This is a genomic window from Caproicibacter fermentans (assembly GCF_009746625.1).
Lineage (GTDB): Bacteria > Bacillota > Clostridia > Oscillospirales > Acutalibacteraceae > Caproicibacter > Caproicibacter fermentans.
The window spans coordinates 1-22,674 of record NZ_VWXL01000025.1 but is presented as its reverse complement, the minus strand read 5'-3'; the positions used below and the strand labels follow the sequence as shown (position 1 = coordinate 22,674).

Sequence of the window (22,674 nt, the reverse complement as noted above, 5' to 3'; positions counted from 1 at the left end):
GGACAGCAAATCTGGTATGATTTTGTCATGAGGACTCGTCTCCTTTCGGGAGTACATTGTTTTGTGTCAAAACCATTGTACCAGAAGGGCTGACGAGTCCTCAACTTTCATTTAACTTTACAATACGAATAACATTAAACGGAGGATTCCTGCATGAAATATCCGACTGTTACCATGAAAACCTCAAACGGCGTGATCAAAATAGAACTTTACCCCGACATTGCGCCGAATACGGTCAATAATTTTATCTCGCTGATTGAAAAAGGGTTTTATAACGGCACGCTGTTTCACCGCATCATTCCCAAATTTATGATTCAGGGCGGCGACCCGCTCGGCAACGGAACCGGCGGTCCCGGTTACAGCATTCGGGGCGAATTTACTTCAAACCGCTTTCAGAACGATCTGAAGCACACCCGGGGCGTGATTTCCATGGCGCGCACCGTGGACCCGAACAGCGCCGGTTCCCAGTTTTTCATCATGGTGGAGGATTCCCCGTATTTGGACGGTGAATACGCGTCCTTCGGCCGCGTTATTTCCGGTATGGAGGAGGTCGACCGCATTGTGAACGTACCTCGGGATTATGACGACAAGCCCCTTGAAGACGAGGTTATTGAATCCGTTGCGGTGGAAACCTTCGGAGAAACCTACGAACATCCGAAAACAGTTTAGAGGAAGAAAATATGCCCGTATTTAAAAAATTCATCCGATACTACCGACCGTACAAAGCTCTTTTTTATTTTGACATTTTCTGTGCGCTGCTTCTTTCCGCAATCGATATTTCGCTGCCTCAGCTTCTTCGCTATCTGACCAACGGAGTGTTCGAAGTAAACCCGCAAGGTATCTTGAAAATCCTTTTGCCGCTCGCCGGGATTCTTCTGGTCATGTGCCTCGCCCGCTTCGGCTGCCAGTACTTTATTACCTCCTGGGGTCATATCATGGGCGCCAGAATGGAAAGCAACATGCGGCAGGATCTGTTCGAACACTACCAGCGGCTTTCTTTCACCTATTACGACCGCAACAACACGGGCGACCTGATGAGCCGGCTTGTCTCCGATCTGTTCGATATTTCGGAGCTTGCGCACCACGGACCTGAAAATATCTTCATTTCCGTCGTTAAGCTGCTTGGCTCGTTCCTCCTGCTGCTGTTCATCAACGTGCCCATGACGCTGATTCTTGCCGCCGTTGCGTTCGTCATGGTTTTGTTCAGCATCAGCCAGAACAAGAAAATGCGCGCGATCTTTATGGACAACCGTAGAAAAATCAGCGGAGTCAACTCCAGTGTGCAGGACAGCCTGGCCGGAATCCGCGTGGTCAAATCCTTTGGAAACGAAGCGCTTGAGCAGGATAAATTCGAGCGCAGCAACCTGCAGTTTCTGGATTCAAAGGTCGGCAGCTATAAAATCATGGGCACTTTTCGCGCCGGAAACTCTTTTTTTGAGGGGCTTCTTTATCTGACCGTTCTGCTCAGCGGCGGTTTTTTTATCGCGAACGGAAGTCTTCGGGTATCGGACCTTGCGATTTACGCCTTGTATATTACGATTTTCATCAACCCTATCGACGTTCTGGTTGAATTTACGGAACAGTTTCAAAAAGGATATTCCGGGTTCAAGCGCTTTCTGGAAGTGATTGAAACCGAACCGGATATCGTGGACAGCCCCGACGCGGTGGATTTGGAAGATGTGAAGGGAACGATTGAATACAAGGATGTTTCCTTCAGCTACAATGACACCGAGCAGGTTCTGAATCACATTGATTTGAAAATCAGCGCGGGACAGACCATCGCGCTGGTCGGTCCTTCCGGCGGCGGGAAAACGACTCTGTGTTCCCTTGTTCCGCGATTTTACGACGTAACCGGCGGCAGCGTTTCCATCGACGGAACCGACGTGAGAAAAATCCGTCTGAGCTCCCTGCGCGGCTCCATCGGCATCGTGCAGCAGGACGTTTACCTGTTTTCCGGCAGCATCCGTGAAAACATCGCCTACGGCAGACCCGACGCAACCGACGAGGAGATCATGGAAGCCGCGCGAAAAGCCAACATCCACGATTTTATTATGGATCTGGAAGACGGATACGATACATACGTCGGCGAGCGGGGCGCCCGTTTAAGCGGAGGACAGAAGCAGCGGATCTCCATTGCGCGCGTTTTCTTAAAGAATCCCAAAATTCTGATTCTGGACGAGGCGACCAGCGCGCTCGACAATGAAAGCGAACGACGGATTCAGGCTTCGCTCGATCTGCTCAGCCGGGGCCGTACGACCATCGTCATCGCCCACCGCCTTTCAACCATCCGCAACGCGGATGAAATTATCGTCATCGGCGACGACGGAATTATCGAACGCGGCCCGCATGATGCTCTTTTGAATGCAGACGGAGTTTACGCCCGGTACTATAACCTTCAATTTGAAGGGCTGGATGAGAAATAGAAAAGCCGTTCGGTTTGCCCCCCTATGCGGGAGCGGACCGGACGGCTTTTCTTTACGGCCGGGGACCGTGGTCCGGGGCAACCGTGTCAAAGGAAAGATTGTCATTTCTTACTTAAAGGATTTTCACTTGAGGCGACCGAGGCTCAATAATAAACTCCTGTCCCTGAGCCTGATCGAATTCCGCGACCGACAAGCCGCTTCTCATGAGGTACCAGCGTCCGTCGGGAAAGCGGGCGGCGATCAGAAACACAAACCTGTTGTTTTCCTCGACCAGCGTACTGCGGTACAACCAGGCCTGCGATAGAATCACCGGATCGTCGCTCGGGTAGAACGGCACGCCCCTGGAAAAATGAATCCCGTCCGCGGAACGGGAAAGGAACAGCGCGAAAGAATACTTTGTCAGGTTTACCCCCGTCTGAAGCAGGTAGTACTCCCCGTGATACTGAATAATGTCCTGATGCCACGGTGCGTAATTTTTACCCAGCGAAAGACTGCATACCTTCGGGCTGCTCCAAGCGCTGCCGTCTTTGCTCACCGCATGCAGCAGACGGTGCTTGTAATCCGTATACCAAAACTCGTATTCTCCGTTTGAATAATTGACGTCAAGGCTCAGAATGCCGCCTTTCGAACTCTGCATCAGCTCCGGCTGGGTCCAGTGAATTCCGTCAAAGCTGGTTTTGCGGTAATAATAATCGATGGAATAGTCCGGCCGGTTTGTCTCGCTGTTTCCTTTATTATAGCGATACCACAGCTCCATGACGTTGTTTCGCATCACGATATGGGAATCCGAATAGTGCCCGCCCTGTCCGACATCCGTCGGAATTCCGGAAACGGGATTTTCGCGGGCATCCGGCTCCTGCCAATGCACCATGTCGTCGGAAACAGCCAGGGAGGGGTTCTCGTAATCATCGTTTCCGTCCGGGTAAGGCGTGAACGACAGCCAGTATTTCCAGCCGTTCCACTTATTGGGAAAGTAAAGAAGCTTTGGGTGCGTCAGCTGCCCCGAGCCGTCATAGGTGGGAAGGGATACCAGATTGTATCCCGCCTGCAGCTCCGGGATGGCCGGTCGGCTGATTTTGGCTCCCCTGCGTTTTGACATCTGCAGCGTTACGGCAGTGTTTGCGGTTTTCGCGCGGGCCTGAGCCAAAGCGCATTCCGAGCTCAAAAGCAGAAAAACCAGCGCAACCAGCAAAAACATGAATTTTGTCAGTTTTTTCATCATATTCATCTCCACAGAATGAGAACGTTTTCCATTATACGAGTCATAAATGATAAATTTCATAGAAATTAGAAACATATTATGAAAATTGGTAAAATAAAGGGAAGCTGGCAAAAACTCAAAAAACCCAGTCAGCTAAAGCGCTCCTTAAACAGGATTGGGGGCTCTATGCCGGAAAAGTTTTAGCACTCTTTTCGTGAGAGTGCTAAAATTCACAAATATTCAAAAATTATTTCAAAGTTTATTCATAAAAAGCAGATATACTGAAACTGTCAAAAGGGGAACGGAACAGTTCCCGATATAATCATCAAATGGAAACGGAGGCTTTTAATATGTTTGATTTGATTCCTTTTGAACGCGGCACAGACGGACTGTTCGATGAATTCAGCCGTCTCGTGAACGGAGGTTTCTGGAACGGCACGGATTCCTTCCGGACATTCCGGACCGATATTCTCGATAAGGGCGACAGATATGTTCTAAGAGCAGATCTGCCCGGCTTTCAAAAACAGGAGATCAACATTAACGTGGAAGGCGATCGTTTGACCCTGAGCGCAGAACATAAAGAAGAATTCAATGAAAATAAAAAGAACTATATCCGAAAAGAAAGAAGGTACGGGGCTTTCAGCCGCAGCTTTGATCTCAGCGGAATCGACTCCGCAGGGATTTGCGCCCGTTACAGCAACGGGGTTTTGGAACTGGAGCTTCCGAAATCGGCGCAGGCAAAATCATCGCAGAAAAGGATTGAAGTTAACTAACCTGCTTATACTAAGCGCAGGAATTAAAAATATCGACAGGAGGTTTTTCTAATGTTTGATTTGGTTCCCTTTGATTCAAGGTCGGGCGGCGTGTTCGACTATTTTGACCGGATGCTGAACAACAGCTTTTTCAGCGGGTATGACGCGGAGTGCGCGCCCTGCCGCGCCGACATTCTCGACCAGGGTGACAAATTCGTTTTAAAGGCCGACATGCCCGGATTTCGCAAGGAAGACATTAAGGTCGACGTAAGCGGAGACATGCTGACCCTTTCAGCCGAGCGGAAAGAGGAAACGGACGGCGAAAAAAAGAATTTTATCCGAAGAGAAAGAAAATACGGCACCTTAAGCCGCAGCTTTGACATTCAGGGGATCGACGCCGAAAAAATCAGCGCAGCTTATCAGGACGGCGTTCTGACGCTCGATCTGCCCAAAATCGTTGAAAGCAAGACCTCTTCCCGTAAAATCGAGATTCATTAATACAGTCAGTAATGAAAATGCTTCCCCCCGAGAAGCTTTTCATATAAAATAATTAATTCAAGGAGGTTTTCAGTATGTTTGATCTGGTTCCATTTGAAAGCAGCGCCGGCAGTATTTTCGATACCTTTGACCGGATGCTCAACAGCAGTTTTTTCGGCGGAGTCGGGATGGACACCGTGCCCTTCCGGACCGATATTGTGGATGAAGGCGACAGGTATGTGCTGAAGGCCGACTTGCCGGGATTCAGCAAGGAGGACATCAACATTTCCGTGGACGGCGGCAGACTGCAGTTAAGCGCCGAACATAAGGAAGAATCCGGCGGCGACCAGAAGAATTATGTTCGCCGCGAAAGAAGGTACAGCGCCTACAGCCGCAGCTTCGACCTTCAGGGGATCGACGCAGAAAAAATCAGTGCCAGCTATCGGGACGGCGTTTTGAGCCTTAATCTGCCGAAACTGATCGAGGCAAAACCGGAATCCCGTAAAATCGAAGTAAAATAATACGTTTTGTAAAAGAGCAGGAGGACGCGCATCGCTTCCCCTGCTCTTTCTATTTCTGCGGATTCGCGGATTCAAAGGGACAGAACAATTTCCGTTTCCGGATTTTTTGGCACGTTCAAAAATGGGATCCGGATTCTCACCTGTTCCGGAATTGATTCCGCCGGTGACAAGAAGACTTGCCTGACAGGAAGTCCGCGCGGCCCGAAAAGCGGATCGCCGAAAAAGACGGCGGTGGGACCATCCGCCCCGCCGATCACACCGATTGCGCCGCCGGCGGATGAGCACATTTGAGAACCTTCCTGACGCACTTCCAGTTTGTCGGTTTCCGGCAGCGGCGGATCGATCACATATCGCAGCAGCGGACAGTATCGATGCCTGGAACTCGTCATACTGTGAAAAACGAGATTGAGATCCGTCCCTTCCAGACTTTCTACGATCAGGCGGTGCGCATTCCCCGTCACGGGATGAACGAATTCAATTTCACGCCCCGCTGCCTCTTTTCCAACCGGAAGGGAAAAACAAACGCCTACCGGCAGAGCTTTGCACGTTTCATGCAGGCGGATCTTCAGAGTTTTCAGCATATAAAAAGCAGGAAACGGCACGCGGCACCGCGTCCACGCAAAACAGGCGTCCTTTAGAAACTCGTTTTCTTCAATCAGCGGCAGCAGTTCTCCTCCGTCGTGCGGGTCCCACGGAAAATAAGGTCTTCCCTGCCCGCGCCATCCGCTGCCGACTTTCCGCCCATTCACATAAAATTCCTTTAGCGGAAGTATTTCCGGCAGCGGAGAGGTTGCGCGGGCGAATTCAATGTCTTCCAAAGACATCCCTGCTTCTTTGTCCCGGTACCGGTCATAAAAAGCGCGGGCCGCCGCGCGGTTCAGCACGGCAACCGCATCAAAAACGATTCCCTCCCGAAAACGGTAAACGCGGGGAATCCGGTACTGAAGCCCGTCATAAGAAAAGCTCCAGTCGACCGAAATCGGTTTTCCCGGTTTTTCTCCGTGCGGAGCGGGTTGTCCCGGGCAAAAATTCCAAAGGACTTCCATTCCCATCATCCTTTCCTGCGCAAAATCGGCGATTCCCGCGGTTCTCAAATTCATCGAACTTCTTCAGCGCGCACTCCGCAGGCAAAAAGCCGCGCTATTCCGAAAGGAACAGCGGAACAAACTGAAACGTCGTGCAGTCAACCAGGCCGCGGTCCGTCAGGCGCAGCTCCGGCAGACAGGCCAGTGAAATCAGCGCCATCGTCATAAACGGGGAAACCATTGTACATCCAATCTTCTTCCACGCCTCGCCAAGGGAACCGACAATTCCGCTCATTTCCTCCACCGACCTGTCATTCATCAGCCCCGCGATCGGCAGCGGAACCGTACCGAGGACTTTTCCGTTCTGCACGGCGGTCATGCCTCCGCCGCAGGCGATCAGCGTATTCGCGGCAAGCGCCATGTCCTCGTCGTTTGTGCCGATCACCAGCAGATTATGCGCGTCGTGAGCGACGGTGGACGCCATTGCGCCACACTGAATTCCAAATCCCTTCACAAACCCGAATCCAGCCTTACCGGTTTCGTGGTGGCGCTCGAAAACCGCGGTTTTCAGAACATCCTGCAACGGGTCGGACTCCACCAGACCGTTTTTCACCGCCAGCTTCACATGGCGTTCATAGGAACCCACCCGCGCGGGAATCACTTCAATCACACGCGCCGTAACTTCATTCCCTTTTGCAGAAATTTGGAACGATTCCGGCGTAATCGCATCGCGGATATGCATGGACCGCGTCGCCCATTCCGGATAAGAATACGGTTTCAGCTGCTCCGTTAAACTCCCGTTCTCCGCGACGACTTTGCCGTCAATCAGCACTTTTGTAACATGCACCTTTTCCAGATCGTCAAGAAAAACAAGATCCGCGCATTTTCCGGGAGCGATGGATCCAAGATCCTGATCCATCTGAAAGCACTGCGCGCAGTTGATGGTTACCATCTGAATTGCCGTGACAACGTCGATCCCCTCTTCTACCGCACGGCGAACAATATGGTCCAGATGGCCGTTGTTCATCAAGGTATAGGGGTGGGTGTCGTCGGAAATCAGAACGGCGAACCGGGTGTCGACCTTATGCTGCGTGATGCTCTTCGCCACTTCGTGGAGGTCATGCCATGCGGAACCCTCCCGAAACATTGCGTACATGCCAAGGCGCATTTTCTCAAGCGCGTCCTCCATACGGGTTGATTCATGGCAGCAGCGGACACCGGAAGCAATATAAGCGTTCAGCCCTTTTCCGGTTTCCGGCATGGAATAATGGCCCGTAATGATTTTACCGGCTTTCAGGGTCTCGGCAATTTCCCCGTGCGTGTGGTCCGACGAAGAAAGAACGCCGGGAAAATTCATCAGCTCGCCGAGGCCGACCGTCTCGTCCCATTTCATCGTTTCCGCGATATCCGCCGGACCGATTGAAGCGCCGGTATCCTCAAAGCCGGGTACGGCCGGCACGCAGGAAGGCGTTGTCAGCATCGCTTTCAGGGGAGTGCGCTTTGCATCCTCCAGCATGCATTTGACGCCGTCCAGTCCAAGAACGTTGCAGATTTCATGCGGATCCATATAAATCCCGGTGGTTCCGTGCGGCACCACCGCGCGCGCGTATTCCCCCACTCCCATCATGGAGGACTCCACATGAATATGCCCGTCCAGAAAACCCGGAGCAATGTACTGGCCCTGCGCGTCTATGACAACGGTATTTTTTCCGACGCAATGCTTCGCGTCCCCGACCAGGGCGATTCTTCCGCACGAAATGGCAATGTCCGTATGAGGCAGTATCTCCCCCGTGCAGACGTTGATCAGCCGGGCATTTAAGATCACTGTCTGGGCGGGTTCGTTTCCCTGAGCTGCCGCGGCAAGGGTTTTACTGCTTTCCCACAGCGGCGAACTGCAAAAATGATTGATCATGTTGACCCTCCTGTAGAATTGATGCCTTGACCTGTTTCAAATAATGCCATTAGTGTAACATATCTTGTTGTAAAACAAAAGCCCTCTGAATCATGGCGCAGGGCTTCTGTCCCATATGGACTAAAGACACGGCTGTCACTGCCCAAAGCATAAAATGATCCACTCCGCATTCCAATTTCATGAAGCTGTTATATTAGGCTATTATAATACGATCAAACAAAAAAATCCAGCGCTCATCCGACCGGATACAAAGCAATGATGCTTGCCGTTCAGGCAAGCATCATTGCAAATAAACCATTTATCGAATGGGTCCGCAGCACCAGCACCAGCAGCGCCAACGACTGCACCAAACCCAGCCACAACGCCAACGCATTTGTATTCCCTCCTTTCATAGGAGAGTAATACATATTATGTCTTCCAGCTTTCTTCCGTCAATATGATACTTTATGATTATAAAAAGCATTTTTGACAATTCCCGCAAAGAGAAACCCGCTCTCCCCCATCGCCGCAAAAGAAGTTTTGGGAAATTCAGAACCCCGGCAAGCCGGAAGCCAGACCTTCAATTTTGGAAACAGCTACAATCCGGCGCATTCAAAAACGGCAAACGATTGTTTCCCCATAGCAAGACGACTGCTCTTCAAAGAGCTGCTGCCGATCAGAAATCTCGGCTTTCCCTCCGCAGCCACAGGGATTTCCGTTTCCCTGCAGGATGGATTTACCGCTATGACAAATTTTCCGCGCCGGAATACAAAGGGATATTCGTTCTCCTTCGCGTATACGACCTCGAAGTTCGGCACCGCCTGCAAATCCGGATTGTCATGGCGCAGGGCCAGCACCCTGCGGACCGTATGCAGGAGGGAATCGCCGTCCTTTTCCTGCTCTTCCACCGTCGGCGCACAGTCCCTTTCGTCCACCGGCAGATACAGCTTTTCCGGATCGGCGGCGGAAAAGCCCCGGTTTTTCCCTCTGTTCCATTGCATGGGAGTGCGCGATCCCGTTCGCTGATAGCCGCCTTCAACGCTTGGAAGTTTAAAATACTGCATGCCGATTTCATCGCCGTAATAGAGGAACGGAACGCCCGGCATGGTCAAAAGAAACGAATACGCGATTTTGCACTCCAGCTCATCAAATCCCAGCGTCATGCGGGGCGTATCATGGTTGCAGGTGATCAGGCTGATATAGCCGCAGTTTTTAGACGCGTCGTACTGGGGCAGGTAATCGTTCAGGAACTTCATGATATTGCCTTTACCCTGCTTGCTGAAAAAGCTGTGCTGGCTCCCGTCGGGTCCCGTCTCCCGGAACAGGGAATGGTATCCTTTGCCCGGATGGTCCAGCAGAAAATCCATGTGAAAGCCCGCCTGTACAATCGCCTGTTTCGGATCGGACCACTCGGATACCATCGCGGCTTCCGGATATTCCCGGTCCAGCATTTCGCGCACGCCCCGCCAGATTTCCGCGGTTGCAGTGCGATCGCCGTCGTTTTTGACCAGAGAGTCGGCCATGTCCACCCGGAAGCCGTCGCAGCCCGCGTCGAGCCAGAACCGCATGACATCCTTCATCGCCTCGCGCGTCGCGACGCAATCCGGATGCGTATAATGCTGCTGCCAAGGCGCGGTGATTTTGTTAAAGCCGTAATTCAAAGCCGGCTGGGATGAAAAAAAATTGAGCAGATAGCATCCGTCGCGTTCGGTAACGCCGCACATGCATCCGAAATCAGCCGGCCGGTTCCACACGGAATCCGTCCAGATGTAGCGGCCGCTGTATGGATTCTGTTGGGCTTTTTGGCTTTCCCGGAACCACGAGTGCCGGTCGGAGGTATGGCCCGGCACAAGATCGAGCAAAAGATGCATTCCCCTTTTATGCGCTTCAGAAAAACATCGCTTCAGGTCTTCGTTCGTACCGTAGCGCGGGGCAACCTTTTTGTAATCGCGAACATCGTACCCCGCGTCCATAAACGGAGAATCAAAGCAGGGATTCAGCCAGACGGCGTTGCAGCCGAGGGATTTGACGTAGTCCAGCTTTTCGGTAATACCGTCGATATCCCCGATCCCGTCGCCGTTGGTATCGTAAAAGCTTTGCGGATAAATTTCGTAAAATACAGCGTCATCGAGCCATTTCGGCATAAAAATCTCTCCCCGATTAGAAAATTTGATCTTGATACCAGTCTACTCCTTTACCGCTCCGACCACAATGCCGGTTACAAAATATTTTTGCAAAAAGGGATAAATGGCGATCAACGGTATGGTGGAAACCACAATCTTGGCCGCATTTAAGTTCTTGTTTGAAAGCTGAGTGACATTTTCCAGCGTGCTTGCACTGACGCCGGACTTTAAAAGGTCGGCAATATTGATGCTTAAAGACTGAATATATGTCATCAGCGGGTAGTTCTGCACTTTGGTAATATAAATCAGGCCGCTGAAAAAATCGTTCCAGCTGCCCACGATGCTGAACAGGGCAACCGTTGCCAAAACCGGCACCGAACAGGGAATATATACCCTCAGCAGAACCTGCATCGGGCTGGCGCCGTCTATCACCGCGGCTTCTTCCAGCGATTTGGGGACGCCGGCAAAAAAATTCATAACCAGTATGACATTGAAAATCGGCACCGCGCCCGGTAAAACCAGCGACCAGATGGTATTTAGCAGGCCTAACTGCTTTACCACCAGGTAGGTGGGGATCATTCCGCCGTTAAACAGCATGGCAAAAATCATAATTTTCATATAAAATCCGCGCGCATGGAACTCGTGCTTCGGCTTGGAAAGCGGATACGCCATGAGTACGACTAAAAACATATTCAGCACAAGCTGTAAGAAAACACGTTCCACCGAAATGAGAAACGAACGCCAGAATTGTGAGTCCTCCAACATTTTCTGATAAGGCGCAAGCGTAAAATCGACCGGGACAAGCCCTACCTGGTTGCCCGTAACAGCCGCGCTTCCGCTGAAGGAAATTGCTAAAATATTCAGCAGGGGCAGCAGGCAGCCAAAGCCCATCATCACGACAAGTATGTAGATGACCGCTTTCCCCATCTGCGCCCATGCATTTTGATGCTGCTGCATAAACATTTCCCCTTTTAAAAGATGCGGGCGTCCGTAAATTTCTTGGAAATCTCGTTCACGGCAATCAGTAAAAACATGCCTACGACAGACTTGAACAACCCGACCGCTGTGGAAAAGCTGTACTGATGGCTCAAGAGACCCATTCGGTAAACATAGGTGTCGATAATATCGCCCGTATCATAGACCATCGGGCTGTATAAATTGTACACCTGATCGAACCCCGCGTTCAGCACGTTGGAAATGTTCATAACCGCCATCAACAAGATAATGCTCAGCATTCCGGGCAAAGTAACATGCCAGACACGCTGCCACCAGTTTGCCCCGTCGATAGCGGCGGCTTCATATAAGCCCGGATCGATTGAGGTGATTGCGGCAAGATATACAATGGACGCATAGCCAAATTCCTTCCAGACGTCGGTCATGATCAAAGTCGGCTGGAACAGCGTGTTACTGCCCAAAAAGTTCGCCTGGGCAAAGCCCTGCTTCTGCAAAATCTGATTGACCGGGCCGTCAAGGCTGAACAGGTTGACGACGACCGCCGCCAAAATAACCCACGAAAGGAAATGCGGCAGATAAACAATGGTCTGGACCGTCCGCTTCAGCCAACGCTGACGGATTTCATTGAGCAAAACGGCAAACACGATGGCCAAAAGGGTGGTAAGGAGCATCTTGCCGATGGCGATCGTCAGCGTATTGCGAATGATTTCCCAGATATCCGGAAGGGAAAACATATACCGGAAATGCTTGAGGCCGACGAACGGAGACCTGAAAATCCCCTTGCCCGCGGAAAAATTCTGGAATGCCATCACGACGCCGACCATAGGAATGTAACTGAAAACCGCCAGAAATATCATGCCCGGCAGCATCATAACGTGAAACATTGTTTCCTGAGAGCGCAGCCGATTGGAGGCAGTGATTCGCGCCCCGGCTTTATGGGTTACTTCCATGGAAATCCTCCTTGATAAAGCGGGGGCTGTGTTCGGCGACACAGCCCCATTTCTTTTCTAGTTGCCGGCATTTTGGGACTCGATTTCGCTTGTAATCTGGTCGCCGCCCTGCGACTTCCAATTCTTTACAAACGTATCAAAATAGCTCGGCGGAACCGCGCCGGTTATAATTTTTATGGTTGCTTCGTTCTCCTGTTTATCCAGATTTGTCCACATGGATTCCATCGAATCGGTCGTACCCGTAAATCCGGGCATTCTCCAGTCAAACAAATTCTTTTCGGTAAGCTTATAATAGAGACCTAAGCCGAACAAGCGGGAAGTGTAGTGTGACCAGTCTTCCACCGACGCGGACTTAGGGTCTTTGTTGTATTCGTTGATCTCGCCGACAATCATCTTGTCCTCCGACATATCGATGTCCTTAAGCTTGGAAGGATCCTTTACGGCTGCTGAAATCTGCTGATAGCTGTTCAAATTCAGTTCGGAGTCCAGAATTTCCATATTCACCGGTTTGGTGGCGTTATCCATCTTCATCGCCTCGTTGATATTGGGCATGACGGTCGGGGCATCTTTTCCGTTTAACGCGTCGTAAAACAAATTCAGGACTCTGATAACGGCTTCCGGATGCTGATATTCTTTGCGTACGACCAGGTATTTTTCGTTCGGCGCCACGTGCATGTAATTTACTTTGCCGTTTTTGTCCGCAATGGCATAGCACCGGAACTCCGCGTTCGGATCTTTTTCCTTTACCAGATTGAAGCACCAGTCCGGCATGTGCCACTGGCCGAACGCAATGCCGGTCTGGCCGTTTACCAAAAGGCTCTGGCAGTCGTTCCAGGTGCGCGTGCCGGTCTGCGGATCCAGGATTCCCTCCTTGAACCAGCCCGCCATGGCGGCAAGGAATTCTTTCGTCTCATTCTGAATGGAACCGTATTCCACTTTTCCGTCCGCATCTTTTACCCAGTGCTTTGGAAAAGCGCCGTACGCATTCGCGATGCCGGTCAGCGTAAAGGAACCGCCGTCGTTGCTGCCGTCGGTCGGAGTCGGCTGCACGGGGATGCCGACGGGCTTCCCGGTTTTGCCGGGATCCTTTGCAAGAAACTGTTTGGCGACATTTTTCAGTTCATCCGGAGTAATGCATCCGTCGCCGTCCGGGTCGACCTTGATCTTAAGCCGATCAAGCCAGTCCTGGCGAATCCACGCGACGTTGGAGCCCGCGTCTCCGCCCACATCCGGCATCGCCATGATCTTTCCGTCAAACGTGCATTTTCCGAAAGCGCCCCCCTGATAAACGTCTTTGTAGGAATTGTAGTATTCTTTAATTTTGTCACTGGCGTATTGGTTATAGACATCGGTAAGATCCATAATCTGATCGTTGTCTACCATTTCCTGAAGGTCGCTGTGATTGTCGACCAGCATCATATCCGGCAGACTGTTTCCGGCCATGGCAAGCGAGACCTGACGGTCGTAATCCGCGCCGTTCGCTTCAAACGCGTCTTTTATCGTTATGTTCAGCTTTTGCTTCAAAAAACGTGTGTACGCATTGTTTTCGTAGGTATCTCCCTTCGGAAAGCGCGGGTTTGTCGCCGTCTGGCGCCCTGTGTTGATCACGACCGGCTGGGAGTACTTCGCCAGCGGATCCGTCGATTTGGAAACAGCCGCCGGCGCGGCACTCCGGTTCTGCGTATCGGTCTTTGCGCACGCGGAGGCGCCAAGCAGTAAAGCCGCCGACAATACAAGCGCAACGACGCGTTTTGCACGATGGATTCTTTTCATGAACCAAAACCTCCTCTAAAAATCTCGTAGCTTCCCCACGTCTTTCCTGTGCGGTGGGGCGGTTCCAACACTTTTAGTATATTCTTGCAGAGCTCGTACTGTAAATGATAAAGAATCCGGTTTTTTGTACTATTCTCCTGTTTTTTTAAATTTTGATCCGTTTTTTTGTCTATATGCTATACATCATGCAACACTTGTGATAAATTTTAAGCGAAAGGAGTCTTTTCCATGTACCGGATTTTAATTACGGACGACGAAAAGGATGAACGAAAAACAATAGGCTTTTTACTCAAAAAATTTCATTTTCAGTTGACCATAGATGAAGCGGAAAATGGGCGCGAGGCTCTTGAAATGCTTCGGAAAAGGAAGGCGGACATTCTCTTTACGGATGTGCGCATGCCCTTTATGTTGGGGACGGACCTCGCAGCCCGCGCACAGGAGATGTATCCCGATCTTCAAATCATTTTTTTCAGCGGTTACAATGACTTTCCCTATGTCAAAAAAGCGCTTTCGCTGGGCGCAGTCGACTACATTCTCAAGCCCATTCATCCGGAAGAGCTGAAAAAAATCATGCTGAAAACAATTCAGAGGCTGGACGCTCAGGCCCGTACCGTCAGACAGGAGCGCCTTGCCTCCGTTTACCTGCAGAACTATATCCTTTCCGGCCTGCTGTACGGAACCAAGGCCGAGCTGCTTTACAGGAAATACAGAAAAGAGGACCTCGATTTTCTGGAGAAATACGACAGGCTGTTTCTGCTGCAGTTTGACGATCCGGTTTTCGGCTGGTTCCCGCAGAATCAGTTTGAAAAAACAGCCGGCGAGGTGTTCGGGGGACAGCCTTTTCACTTTTTGAATCTGAACCCAAACCAAAGCGTGATTTTCCTTCAAAAAGAAGAAACTCTCCACCGGCCTGTCGCTTACATAGCCCAGTGTCTGCAGAAGCGGTTCTCCTCCGTCTTTGCGAAAAGCTGTTACCTTTCCATCAGCAGTCCGTTTTCCGGTACCGATTCCATTGCGGCCGCGTACTCACAGGCGGAACAAGCGCTGGATGAACGTTTCTTTTTTATGAACCGCTATATCTACCCCATCCCGGACGAAAGCCCAAACGATCTGGAAAATCTTGAGGATGACGACGCCCTTCTCCAAGCCGCTGCGGACGCCATAGAATTTAAGGACGGATACAGTCTGCAAAAGAGCGTAAATCTGCTTATGGCGAAATATCAGTACAAAAAAAAGCAGTCCCATATCAGCGTGTGCTATATTTTCTCCAGGCTGGCGCAAATCCTATGGAAGGCTTCGTCCGCCGGGAAAGACGAGCTGCAGGGGATGGTTGAAAAGATTTATCGATGCCAGTATTATGACGAGATCAGGGTCCTTATCTCGGATACGCTTGCCAGGGTTCTGCAAAGCCTTGACGTCGGACAGGATTCCGCCGAGCATGCGATCTGCATTGTCAAGCAGTATATCCAAAATCATTACGGAGAGGAGTTGAACCTGACCCGGCTGGCCGGACAGGTCTACCTTTCGCCCCGATATCTGAGCGACCTGTTCATCCGAAAGACCGGCTGCGGAATCAACAAGTACATCAAAACCGTGCGCATGGAACAGGCAAAAGAGCGCGTGTTAAACACGAACCAGAAGATTCAGGATATTTGCAGAGACGTGGGGTATCCCAATTTCTCCTATTTTTGCAGAAGCTTCCGCGAAACCTTCGGGCAGACTCCGGAATCCTTCCGGACATCGCATTAGGAGCGGCGCGCATGCGGAAAGCAATTTTAAGATGGTACCGAAACATCAATTTCCGGCAAAAAGTGTCGTTGGTGTGCATCTGCGCCGGTCTGTTCCCTGTTCTTGCTCTGGGCATATTCTGTTACGGGCAGATCCAGACTCTTTTGATAAACCGGGAAAAGCAGGCCGAATCGGAGACGGTGGAACAAGCCGCCTTGGTTTTGCAGAGCAGGCTTGACACATACCGGAATATGATTTCCAATATCGCATGGAATGACAACATCGGTCAAGCCGTAAGCCGGACCTATTCGAATAATTTTGAGATGTATCTTACTTACCGCGACATTGTGGATCCGCTGTTTGCAACCGTCCCACTGCTGAACGGGGATGTCCTTTCCGAAACGCTCTATACTTCATCAAATTTAAACCCGCACGGAGATACCGTTCAGACAATCAATGAAGCAAAAAAAATGCCGTGGTACTCAACTGCGGTGCATGCGACAAAACCAACTTTCTATATTTCCAGGGAGAATCAGGCGGCATATCTTTCCTGTCCGATTTTTTCGGCCTATCAAAAACGCAAAAACTATCTTTCGATCAAGCTGGATTACAACAAGGTTTACTCACAGCTGGACACGCTGTTCACCCATAATTTCGGAGTGTTTCTGCTGGACGGCAACACGGTTCTCTACGCGTACCAGGATTTCGGCAGAAAAGAACTGATGATCCCGGACGGCCAAATCGCCGCCCGCTTAAAAGGAGACTCTCTGCGGCAAAATTATATCGGAATCCGGCAGGAGCTGCCCTCGGAAGGGTGGAGCTTATACTTAATCCGCCCGTTGAATACGGTCAGAAACAATACATGGCCGATTTTACTGACCGTTCTGCTGGTTGTCATAGGCTGCACCGTCATGCTTCATCTGCTCACCCATTTTCTTTCTTTTGTGATTGTCCGCCCTTTGGAATCCCTGACGCGAAATATGCAGTCCATCGAACGGAACGGTCTTTTTATTGATCTGCCCCCAAGCGAATTCGGGCAGGATGAAATCGGCGTGCTGTCGAGGCAGTTCCATACGATGGTAGAGAAACTCCAGCAACTGGTTAACGAGGTTTACAAAGCGAGAACCGAAAAGCAGGAATATGAAATAAAGGCCCTCCAGGCGCAGATTAATCCCCATTTCTTTTATAACAGCCTCTCCCTCATCAACAGCAAGGCCATTTTGGCAGGTCAGGATGAAATCAGTGAAATGGCGCAGCTGCTTTCCGCATTCTACCGTACGACGCTAAACCGGGGCAATCCGGAAATATCCGTAGAGGACGAGTGGGAAAACACGGTTTCCTATATTAAAATTCAGGAAATGATGCACAGCCATTCCTTCCAATTCGAGGAAAAATTCGACCCTTCCGTCAGCGGTTATAAAATGCCTAACCTGATTTTGCAGCCATTGGTTGAAAATTCCATTGTTCATGGGATAGACCATCGTGTTGTCCCCGGCCGGGGACAGCTCAAAATCTCCGCGGAGCTGGAAGACGGGAAAATACGGTTCGTCGTGGAAGACAACGGCTGCGGGATTTCGCCGGCCAAACTTCAGAATATTCTGACTACCGAAAGCAGCGGTTACGGCCTGCAAAACATCCAGCGCCGGATACAGCTCTACTTCGGGAAAGAATTCGGCCTGTCTTTTACAAGCACCGTGAACGAAGGAACCACCGTCATCCTGCGGATTCCGACACGGACAGCCTTGCCTAACGTAGATTTCTTTCGTCAGGAATTCGGGAATTATCAGAGGATAACTGATCCGTAAAAATGAACCAAGTCCGGACGCGCAGCCGCCAGCAGCAAAAGGCCGGTTTCCGCAGAAGCGGAAACCGGCCTTTTTGCGCTCTGGGCAGCCTTTTTCAGTTATCCGGCCTGCGCCAGCTCAAACTGGGAGTTGTAAAGGTTCGCGTAGAAGCCTCCCCGCTCAAGCAATTCCTCATGACGGCCCTGCTCCACAATGTCTCCGTCGTTCATCACAAGGATCAGATCCGCGTCGCGGATGGTGGAAAGACGATGGGCAATGACGAAGCTTGTACGGCCTTTCATCAGGCGGTCCATGGCCTTTTGAATCAGCACCTCGGTGCGCGTATCGACCGAGCTGGTCGCTTCGTCGAGGATCAATATTTTCGGGTCGGCAAGGATTGCCCGGGCGATGGTCAGCAGCTGCTTCTGCCCCTGCGAAATATTGGAAGCTTCTTCGTCAAGGACCATATTGTATCCGTCCGGCAGCGCCCGGATGAAGTTGTCACAGTGCGCGGCCTTCGCCGCTTCCATCACTTCCTCATCGGTGGCGTCGAGCCGCCCGTAACGAATATTATCCATAATGGTGCCGTTGTAAAGCCAAGTGTCCTGCAGCACCATTCCGAATTTTGAGCGCAGCTCTTCCCGGGTGAAATCCCGGCTGTCGCGCCCGTCGATTCGGATAGAGCCGCCGTTCAGCTCATAAAACCGCATCAACAATTTCACAATGGTGGTTTTTCCGGCGCCCGTCGGGCCGACAATGGCGACCTTCTGGCCCGGCTTCACCGACGCCGAAAAATCTTTGATGATGATTTTATCGGGGGAATAGCCGAAACGCACATTCTTAAATTCCACCTGATCCGCCAGAGGCTGCGCAATGTCTGTCTGCCCGGCGTCCGGACTTTCCTCTTTTTCATCCAGAAATTCGAAGACCCTTTCGGCCGCAGCGGCGGTTTGCTGAATCGTGTTGGAAATACCCGCCACCTGTGCCAGCGGCTGGGTGAATGATTTGACATACTGGACAAACGCCTGAAAATATCTCCGACCGTAATAGCCTTTTTGATGGCCAGCCAGCCGCCGAGGATGCACATTGCGACGAAACCGAGGTTGCCGATAAAGCTCATAGCGGGCATCATCAGGCCGGACAAAAACTGGGACTTCCACGCCGAGTCATAGAGCACCCTGTTCAGTTTGTCGAATTCTTCAACGCTTTTCTCCTCCCCGTTGAAGGCTTTCATCACCAGATGCCCGCCGTACATCTCCTCAATGTGTCCGTTGACATGGCCAAGGTAATTCTGCTGCTGAGCAAAGTATTTCTGCGAAAATTTTGCCACAGCCGTCACCAGGATCAATGACAGCGGAATGATCAGAAGCGTAACAAGCGTCATCAGCCAGCTGATGGTCAGCATCATCACCAGCACGCCGACAAGCGTCGTGACGGAGGAGATAATCTGTGAGATATTCTGATTCAGGGTCTGGTTGACCGTATCCACATCGTTTGTGACCCGTGAGAGCACCTCGCCCTGGCTGACGCCGTCAAAATAGCTGAGCGGCAGACGGTTGATCTTCTCCGAGATATCCTTGCGGAACCGGTAGGAAATTTTAACGGAGACCCCCGCCATAATCCAGCTTTGAATGTATCCGAAGAGCGCGCTCAGTACGTAAAGCAGCGCCAGCGTGAGCAGAATCCGCGCGATGGCGGAAAAGTCGATTCCCACGCCGCTGCCCGCTATTTTCCCCATCGCGCCCTCAAACAGCCTGGTGGTCGCCTGACCCAGGACCTTCGGCCCGACAATGGAAAAGACGGCGCTTGCGGCGGAAAAAGCGAAGCAGATAAGGATCGGGAGCTTATAGGACCCAAGATATTTGATGAGCCGACCAATCGTCCCCTTAAAATCCGACGCCTTCTCCCCGGGCATCATCATGCCGTGTCCGCCGAAACCGCCCGGCCCGCGGGGAGGCGACGGATTTGATTCTTTGCGACTCTTTTGTTCACTCATGCGAGTTCCTCCTTTGAGAGCTGGGAAAGCGCAATCTCCCGGTAGGTTTCACAGGTCTCCATCAGCTCGTCGTGCCGGCCTATCCCGGCAATCCGCCCTTCCTCCAGCACAAGGATCTGGTCTGCGCCCATAATCGAAGAAATTCGCTGGGCAATCAGGATCACGGTGCTGTCTCCGGTTTCGGAATTCAGCGCCTTGCGCACCAGGGAGTCCGTCTTGAAGTCGAGCGCGGAAAAGCTGTCGTCGAAGATCAGAATTTCCGGCTTTTTCACAAGCGCGCGGGCAATCGAGAGCCGCTGCCTCTGGCCGCCCGAAACATTTTTGCCGCCCTGGGCGATCTCCGTTTCGAAGCCTTTTGGCTTCGATGCAAGGAACTCCATGGACTGCGAGATTTCGGCGGCTTTTTGAAGAGTATCTCCCGATGCATGTTCATCCGCATATTTCAGATTGCTTTCGACCGTTCCCTGAAAGAGGGACGACTTCTGTGGAACATACCCGATCCGTTCGCGCAGCGCATGCTGCGAAACTTTGCGCACGTCGATTCCGTCCACCAGGACTTTTCCTTCCGTCACATCGTAAAAACGCGGAATCAGGTTGACCAGGGTGGTTTTGCCCGAACCCGCGGACCCGATGATCGCGGTCGTTTGTCCGGGCAGGGCGGTGAAGCTGATATCGCTTAACGCATCCCGTTCCGCCCCATGGTAACGGAAATGGACATTTTTGAATTCGACCGTTCCCTTTTGAGATGCGGCGAATGCTTCCGGCCGCTCCGGGTCTTTGACGGAAAGGTCGGTGTCGATCACCTCGGCAATGCGCCGCGCCGAGACGGAAGCTCTCGGGAGCATGATAAACAGCACCGAGATCATGATGAAGGCCGAAAAAATCTGCATGGCGTACTGCATGAACGCCATCATATCGCCGACCTGCATGTCTGATTGGGCGATCTGGTGCCCGCCTACCCAGACGATCAGCAGGGACATCCCGTTCATGATCAGGGTAAGGGCGGGCATTAAAGTCGCCATCGCCCGGTTGACAAACAGATTGGTTTTTGTAATGTCGGAATTGACGCCGTCGAAGCGCTTTTCCTCAAACTTCTGCGTATTGAACGCGCGGATGACCAGCATGCCCGAAAGACTTTCCCTTGTCACAAGGTTCAGTTTGTCGGTGAGCTTCTGCACGAGTTCAAACTTTGGCAGGCAGAAAGAAAACAGCGTGAGGATTATGCCGACGAGAATAATCACCGCGACTGCGATCATCCAGGACATGGAGGTGCTCTTTTGCAGCGCCATGACAGCGCCCCCCACGCCGATCAGCGGCGCATAGATCATCATCCGGATGACCATGAAAACCACCGTCTGGATCTGCGTGACGTCGTTGGTGGTGCGGGTAATCAGGGATGAGGTGGAGAACCGGTCGAATTCTCGGCTGGAGAAGCTCTCGACCTTGGTAAAGACCTGCCTGCGGAGATCCATCGAGAAGCCGGCCGAAACCCTCGCGCCGATCATCTCCACCAGCACGGTGCAGGCTGCGGAAAGCAGGGCGAACAGCAGCATCCACAAGCCGGTTCGGGTGATGGTTCCGCTTTGGATTTTGTCCGTGTCCATGCCGATCGCCTGATATTCCGTCTTTACCGATAAAACGGCAGACTGGGTGATCGCGGAATCTGTCATGACACCTATTTTCTGATTGATCTGCGCCCGCATCGGTTCAAGCTGCGAAGCGGGCAGCTTTTGGAGCAGGCCGTACAGATCCGTCCCTTTTGGGATTGTCGTTCCGCCCAGGCTCATCGGCCCGCTTTCAGCCTGCGCCGCGAGCTTGTCGACGAGCGATACCGCCACGAAAGCCTTGCCCAGAACGGAATTGAGCCTGTTATTTTCGGCGTTATCAATGGAATTCAGCTGATAGACGGCCTCTTTGGCAAGAGCGGGGTATTGACTAACGGCCCTGCCGTATGCATCGGTAGAAAGTGCTGAGCGGTCAAGCAACGTGTAATCGGCGAGCACTTCTTTTTTCTCGTTTGCGTTCATAAACAGAGTGAGCTTGTTCATTTCACTCTGACGGATTGCCTGCGGGACTGCGTTGACGATTCCGCCCTGCTGGATTCCCTGATTGACGATATCGGACATGTAATTCGGCAGGGAAAGATCACAGACCACCTGAATGCCGAGCAGCATGACTGCAATGAGAATCAGGGCGGCATAGGGCTTCAAATATTTAACGAGTTTCAGCACGGAGGAATCCTCCTCTTTTTAGATGTTCCGACGAAGGCGGCGAGTGTTGGGAAAATTTGATTTTTCATAAATACCCCTTATTTGCGCCTCTTGAAGCGGCCGTCCCGACCTCCGTGGAAGTCGTCAAAGCCGCCGTGCGGATCAAAACCCCGCATCATGAAGCCGGCTTGCCGCATGGCGGCAAATCGTTCAAACCTTTCATCCCCCATGCGTTCCCGTGCTTCGCGCATCCACCACTCGCGCTCGTCTTCATCCATTTCTTCTCCCAGATTGGCTTCGATCGAGTGGATGACCCGATCCAGATAAGCTCCGAATGCCTTCTGCTCCTCTTCCGAAAGGCAATTGAAAATTGCGTCGGGATTCCATTCCTGCTGCTGTTCGTTTTTTCCCTTTTCAGTCAGTTTGACAAGCATCACACGCTTATCGGTTTCGGATGGCTCGCGCTTAATGTAGCCGGCCTTTTCCATCTTGGACAACAATTCATTGAGAGAAGAAATGCGGATACCCAGCAGATACGACAAATCCTTGGTAGAGATGCCGTCCTGCATTTTCAAAATCGCGATCAGCCTGCCCTGCCCACGCGTGGGGTCGGCCATGGGGCCTCTTTCCGCATATGCGCGCAGATGGTGCTTGTGCAGCAATCTCATCAGTCTTCCCAGTTTTTCATATAATTCTGAATTCGTCTCGTTCATCGAGAATTCCTCCTTGCGTTTTCTGCCGTATTGTAAAGTTAAATGAAAGTTGAGGACTCGTCAGCCCTTCTGGTACAATGGTTTTGACACAAAACAATGTACTCCCGAAAGGAGACGAGTCCTCATGACAAAATCATACCAGATTTGCTGTCC

The 22,674-nt window shown here is 51.6% G+C and carries 17 protein-coding genes and 1 pseudogene; 7 read left to right on the top strand and 11 right to left on the bottom strand.

Annotation, left to right across the window (positions count from 1 at the left end; genetic code table 11):
* The first annotated feature begins 153 nt into the window (after positions 1 to 153).
* Positions 154 to 669, top strand: a complete 516-nt coding sequence (locus CAFE_RS05000) for a peptidylprolyl isomerase (protein WP_066643598.1) — start codon at positions 154 to 156, stop codon at positions 667 to 669.
* Between the two features lie 11 nt (positions 670 to 680).
* Positions 681 to 2,423 carry an ABC transporter ATP-binding protein gene (locus CAFE_RS04995; RefSeq protein ID WP_066643600.1) on the top strand — a complete coding sequence of 581 codons (1,743 nt, stop codon included), beginning with the start codon at positions 681 to 683 and terminating at the stop codon, positions 2,421 to 2,423.
* A 112-nt stretch (positions 2,424 to 2,535) separates the two neighbouring features.
* On the opposite strand, the gene CAFE_RS04990 is transcribed toward CAFE_RS04995, so the two are convergent.
* Positions 2,536 to 3,645, bottom strand: a complete 1,110-nt coding sequence (locus CAFE_RS04990; protein WP_139104007.1) for a glycoside hydrolase family protein — start codon at positions 3,643 to 3,645, stop codon at positions 2,536 to 2,538.
* Between the two features lie 329 nt (positions 3,646 to 3,974).
* Between CAFE_RS04990 and CAFE_RS04985 the strand changes: the two genes are divergently transcribed.
* The 3 genes from CAFE_RS04985 (at position 3,975) to CAFE_RS04975 (ending at position 5,374) form a co-directional block, all read left to right on the top strand.
* Positions 3,975 to 4,397: an Hsp20/alpha crystallin family protein gene (locus CAFE_RS04985; protein WP_066643604.1), complete on the top strand. Its 423-nt coding sequence runs from the start codon at positions 3,975 to 3,977 to the stop codon at positions 4,395 to 4,397.
* A 51-nt stretch (positions 4,398 to 4,448) separates the two neighbouring features.
* Positions 4,449 to 4,874: an Hsp20/alpha crystallin family protein gene (locus CAFE_RS04980; protein ID WP_156989991.1), complete on the top strand. Its 426-nt coding sequence runs from the start codon at positions 4,449 to 4,451 to the stop codon at positions 4,872 to 4,874.
* Positions 4,875 to 4,948: 74 nt separating this feature from the next.
* The gene (locus CAFE_RS04975; RefSeq protein ID WP_156989990.1) at positions 4,949 to 5,374 is read left to right on the top strand and encodes an Hsp20/alpha crystallin family protein; all 426 of its coding nucleotides are present in this window, start codon (positions 4,949 to 4,951) and stop codon (positions 5,372 to 5,374) included.
* 71 nt (positions 5,375 to 5,445) lie between these two features.
* Here the strand turns inward: CAFE_RS04975 and CAFE_RS04970 are convergent, their stop codons facing one another.
* The 7 genes from CAFE_RS04970 to CAFE_RS04940 all read right to left on the bottom strand — a co-directional run bounded on the left by CAFE_RS04970 (position 5,446) and on the right by CAFE_RS04940 (position 14,090).
* Positions 5,446 to 6,474, bottom strand: coding sequence for a hypothetical protein (locus CAFE_RS04970; RefSeq protein WP_156989989.1), 1,029 nt, complete (start codon positions 6,472 to 6,474; stop codon positions 5,446 to 5,448).
* A gap of 40 nt (positions 6,475 to 6,514) precedes the next feature.
* Positions 6,515 to 8,311, bottom strand: a complete 1,797-nt coding sequence (gene ade, locus CAFE_RS04965) for an adenine deaminase (RefSeq protein WP_156989988.1) — start codon at positions 8,309 to 8,311, stop codon at positions 6,515 to 6,517.
* 269 nt (positions 8,312 to 8,580) lie between these two features.
* A complete protein-coding gene (locus tag CAFE_RS04960) occupies positions 8,581 to 8,718 on the bottom strand; it encodes a hypothetical protein (RefSeq protein ID WP_156989987.1) in 138 nt (45 codons plus the stop codon).
* Between the two features lie 168 nt (positions 8,719 to 8,886).
* On the bottom strand, positions 8,887 to 10,434 hold the full coding sequence (locus CAFE_RS04955; protein WP_156989986.1) for an alpha-amylase family glycosyl hydrolase: 1,548 nt from the start codon (positions 10,432 to 10,434) through the stop codon (positions 8,887 to 8,889).
* 42 nt (positions 10,435 to 10,476) lie between these two features.
* Positions 10,477 to 11,370 carry a carbohydrate ABC transporter permease gene (locus tag CAFE_RS04950; protein WP_066643618.1) on the bottom strand — a complete coding sequence of 298 codons (894 nt, stop codon included), beginning with the start codon at positions 11,368 to 11,370 and terminating at the stop codon, positions 10,477 to 10,479.
* A gap of 14 nt (positions 11,371 to 11,384) precedes the next feature.
* Positions 11,385 to 12,251 (bottom strand): ABC transporter permease, encoded by an 867-nt coding sequence (locus tag CAFE_RS04945; RefSeq protein ID WP_407926885.1) that lies wholly within the window; start codon positions 12,249 to 12,251, stop codon positions 11,385 to 11,387.
* Between the two features lie 123 nt (positions 12,252 to 12,374).
* Entirely contained in the window at positions 12,375 to 14,090 is a 1,716-nt protein-coding gene (locus tag CAFE_RS04940) for an extracellular solute-binding protein (RefSeq protein ID WP_156989985.1), read from the bottom strand.
* 228 nt (positions 14,091 to 14,318) lie between these two features.
* Here CAFE_RS04940 and CAFE_RS04935 point away from each other — a divergent pair, with 228 nt between their 5' ends.
* Positions 14,319 to 15,839, top strand: a complete 1,521-nt coding sequence (locus CAFE_RS04935) for a response regulator transcription factor (protein WP_156989984.1) — start codon at positions 14,319 to 14,321, stop codon at positions 15,837 to 15,839.
* Between the two features lie 11 nt (positions 15,840 to 15,850).
* The gene (locus CAFE_RS04930) at positions 15,851 to 17,623 is read left to right on the top strand and encodes a sensor histidine kinase (RefSeq protein ID WP_156989983.1); all 1,773 of its coding nucleotides are present in this window, start codon (positions 15,851 to 15,853) and stop codon (positions 17,621 to 17,623) included.
* A 98-nt stretch (positions 17,624 to 17,721) separates the two neighbouring features.
* Here the strand turns inward: CAFE_RS04930 and CAFE_RS04925 are convergent.
* The 3 genes and pseudogenes from CAFE_RS04925 to CAFE_RS04915 form a co-directional block, all read right to left on the bottom strand.
* A pseudogene (locus CAFE_RS04925) lies at positions 17,722 to 19,598 on the bottom strand (ABC transporter ATP-binding protein).
* Positions 19,595 to 21,829 carry an ABC transporter ATP-binding protein gene (locus CAFE_RS04920; protein ID WP_330593859.1) on the bottom strand — a complete coding sequence of 745 codons (2,235 nt, stop codon included), beginning with the start codon at positions 21,827 to 21,829 and terminating at the stop codon, positions 19,595 to 19,597. Before CAFE_RS04920 ends, CAFE_RS04925 begins: the two are co-directional and overlap by 4 nt.
* 77 nt (positions 21,830 to 21,906) lie before the next feature.
* Positions 21,907 to 22,521: a MarR family winged helix-turn-helix transcriptional regulator gene (locus tag CAFE_RS04915; RefSeq protein ID WP_066643652.1), complete on the bottom strand. Its 615-nt coding sequence runs from the start codon at positions 22,519 to 22,521 to the stop codon at positions 21,907 to 21,909.
* Between the last annotated feature and the right edge of the window lie 153 nt (positions 22,522 to 22,674).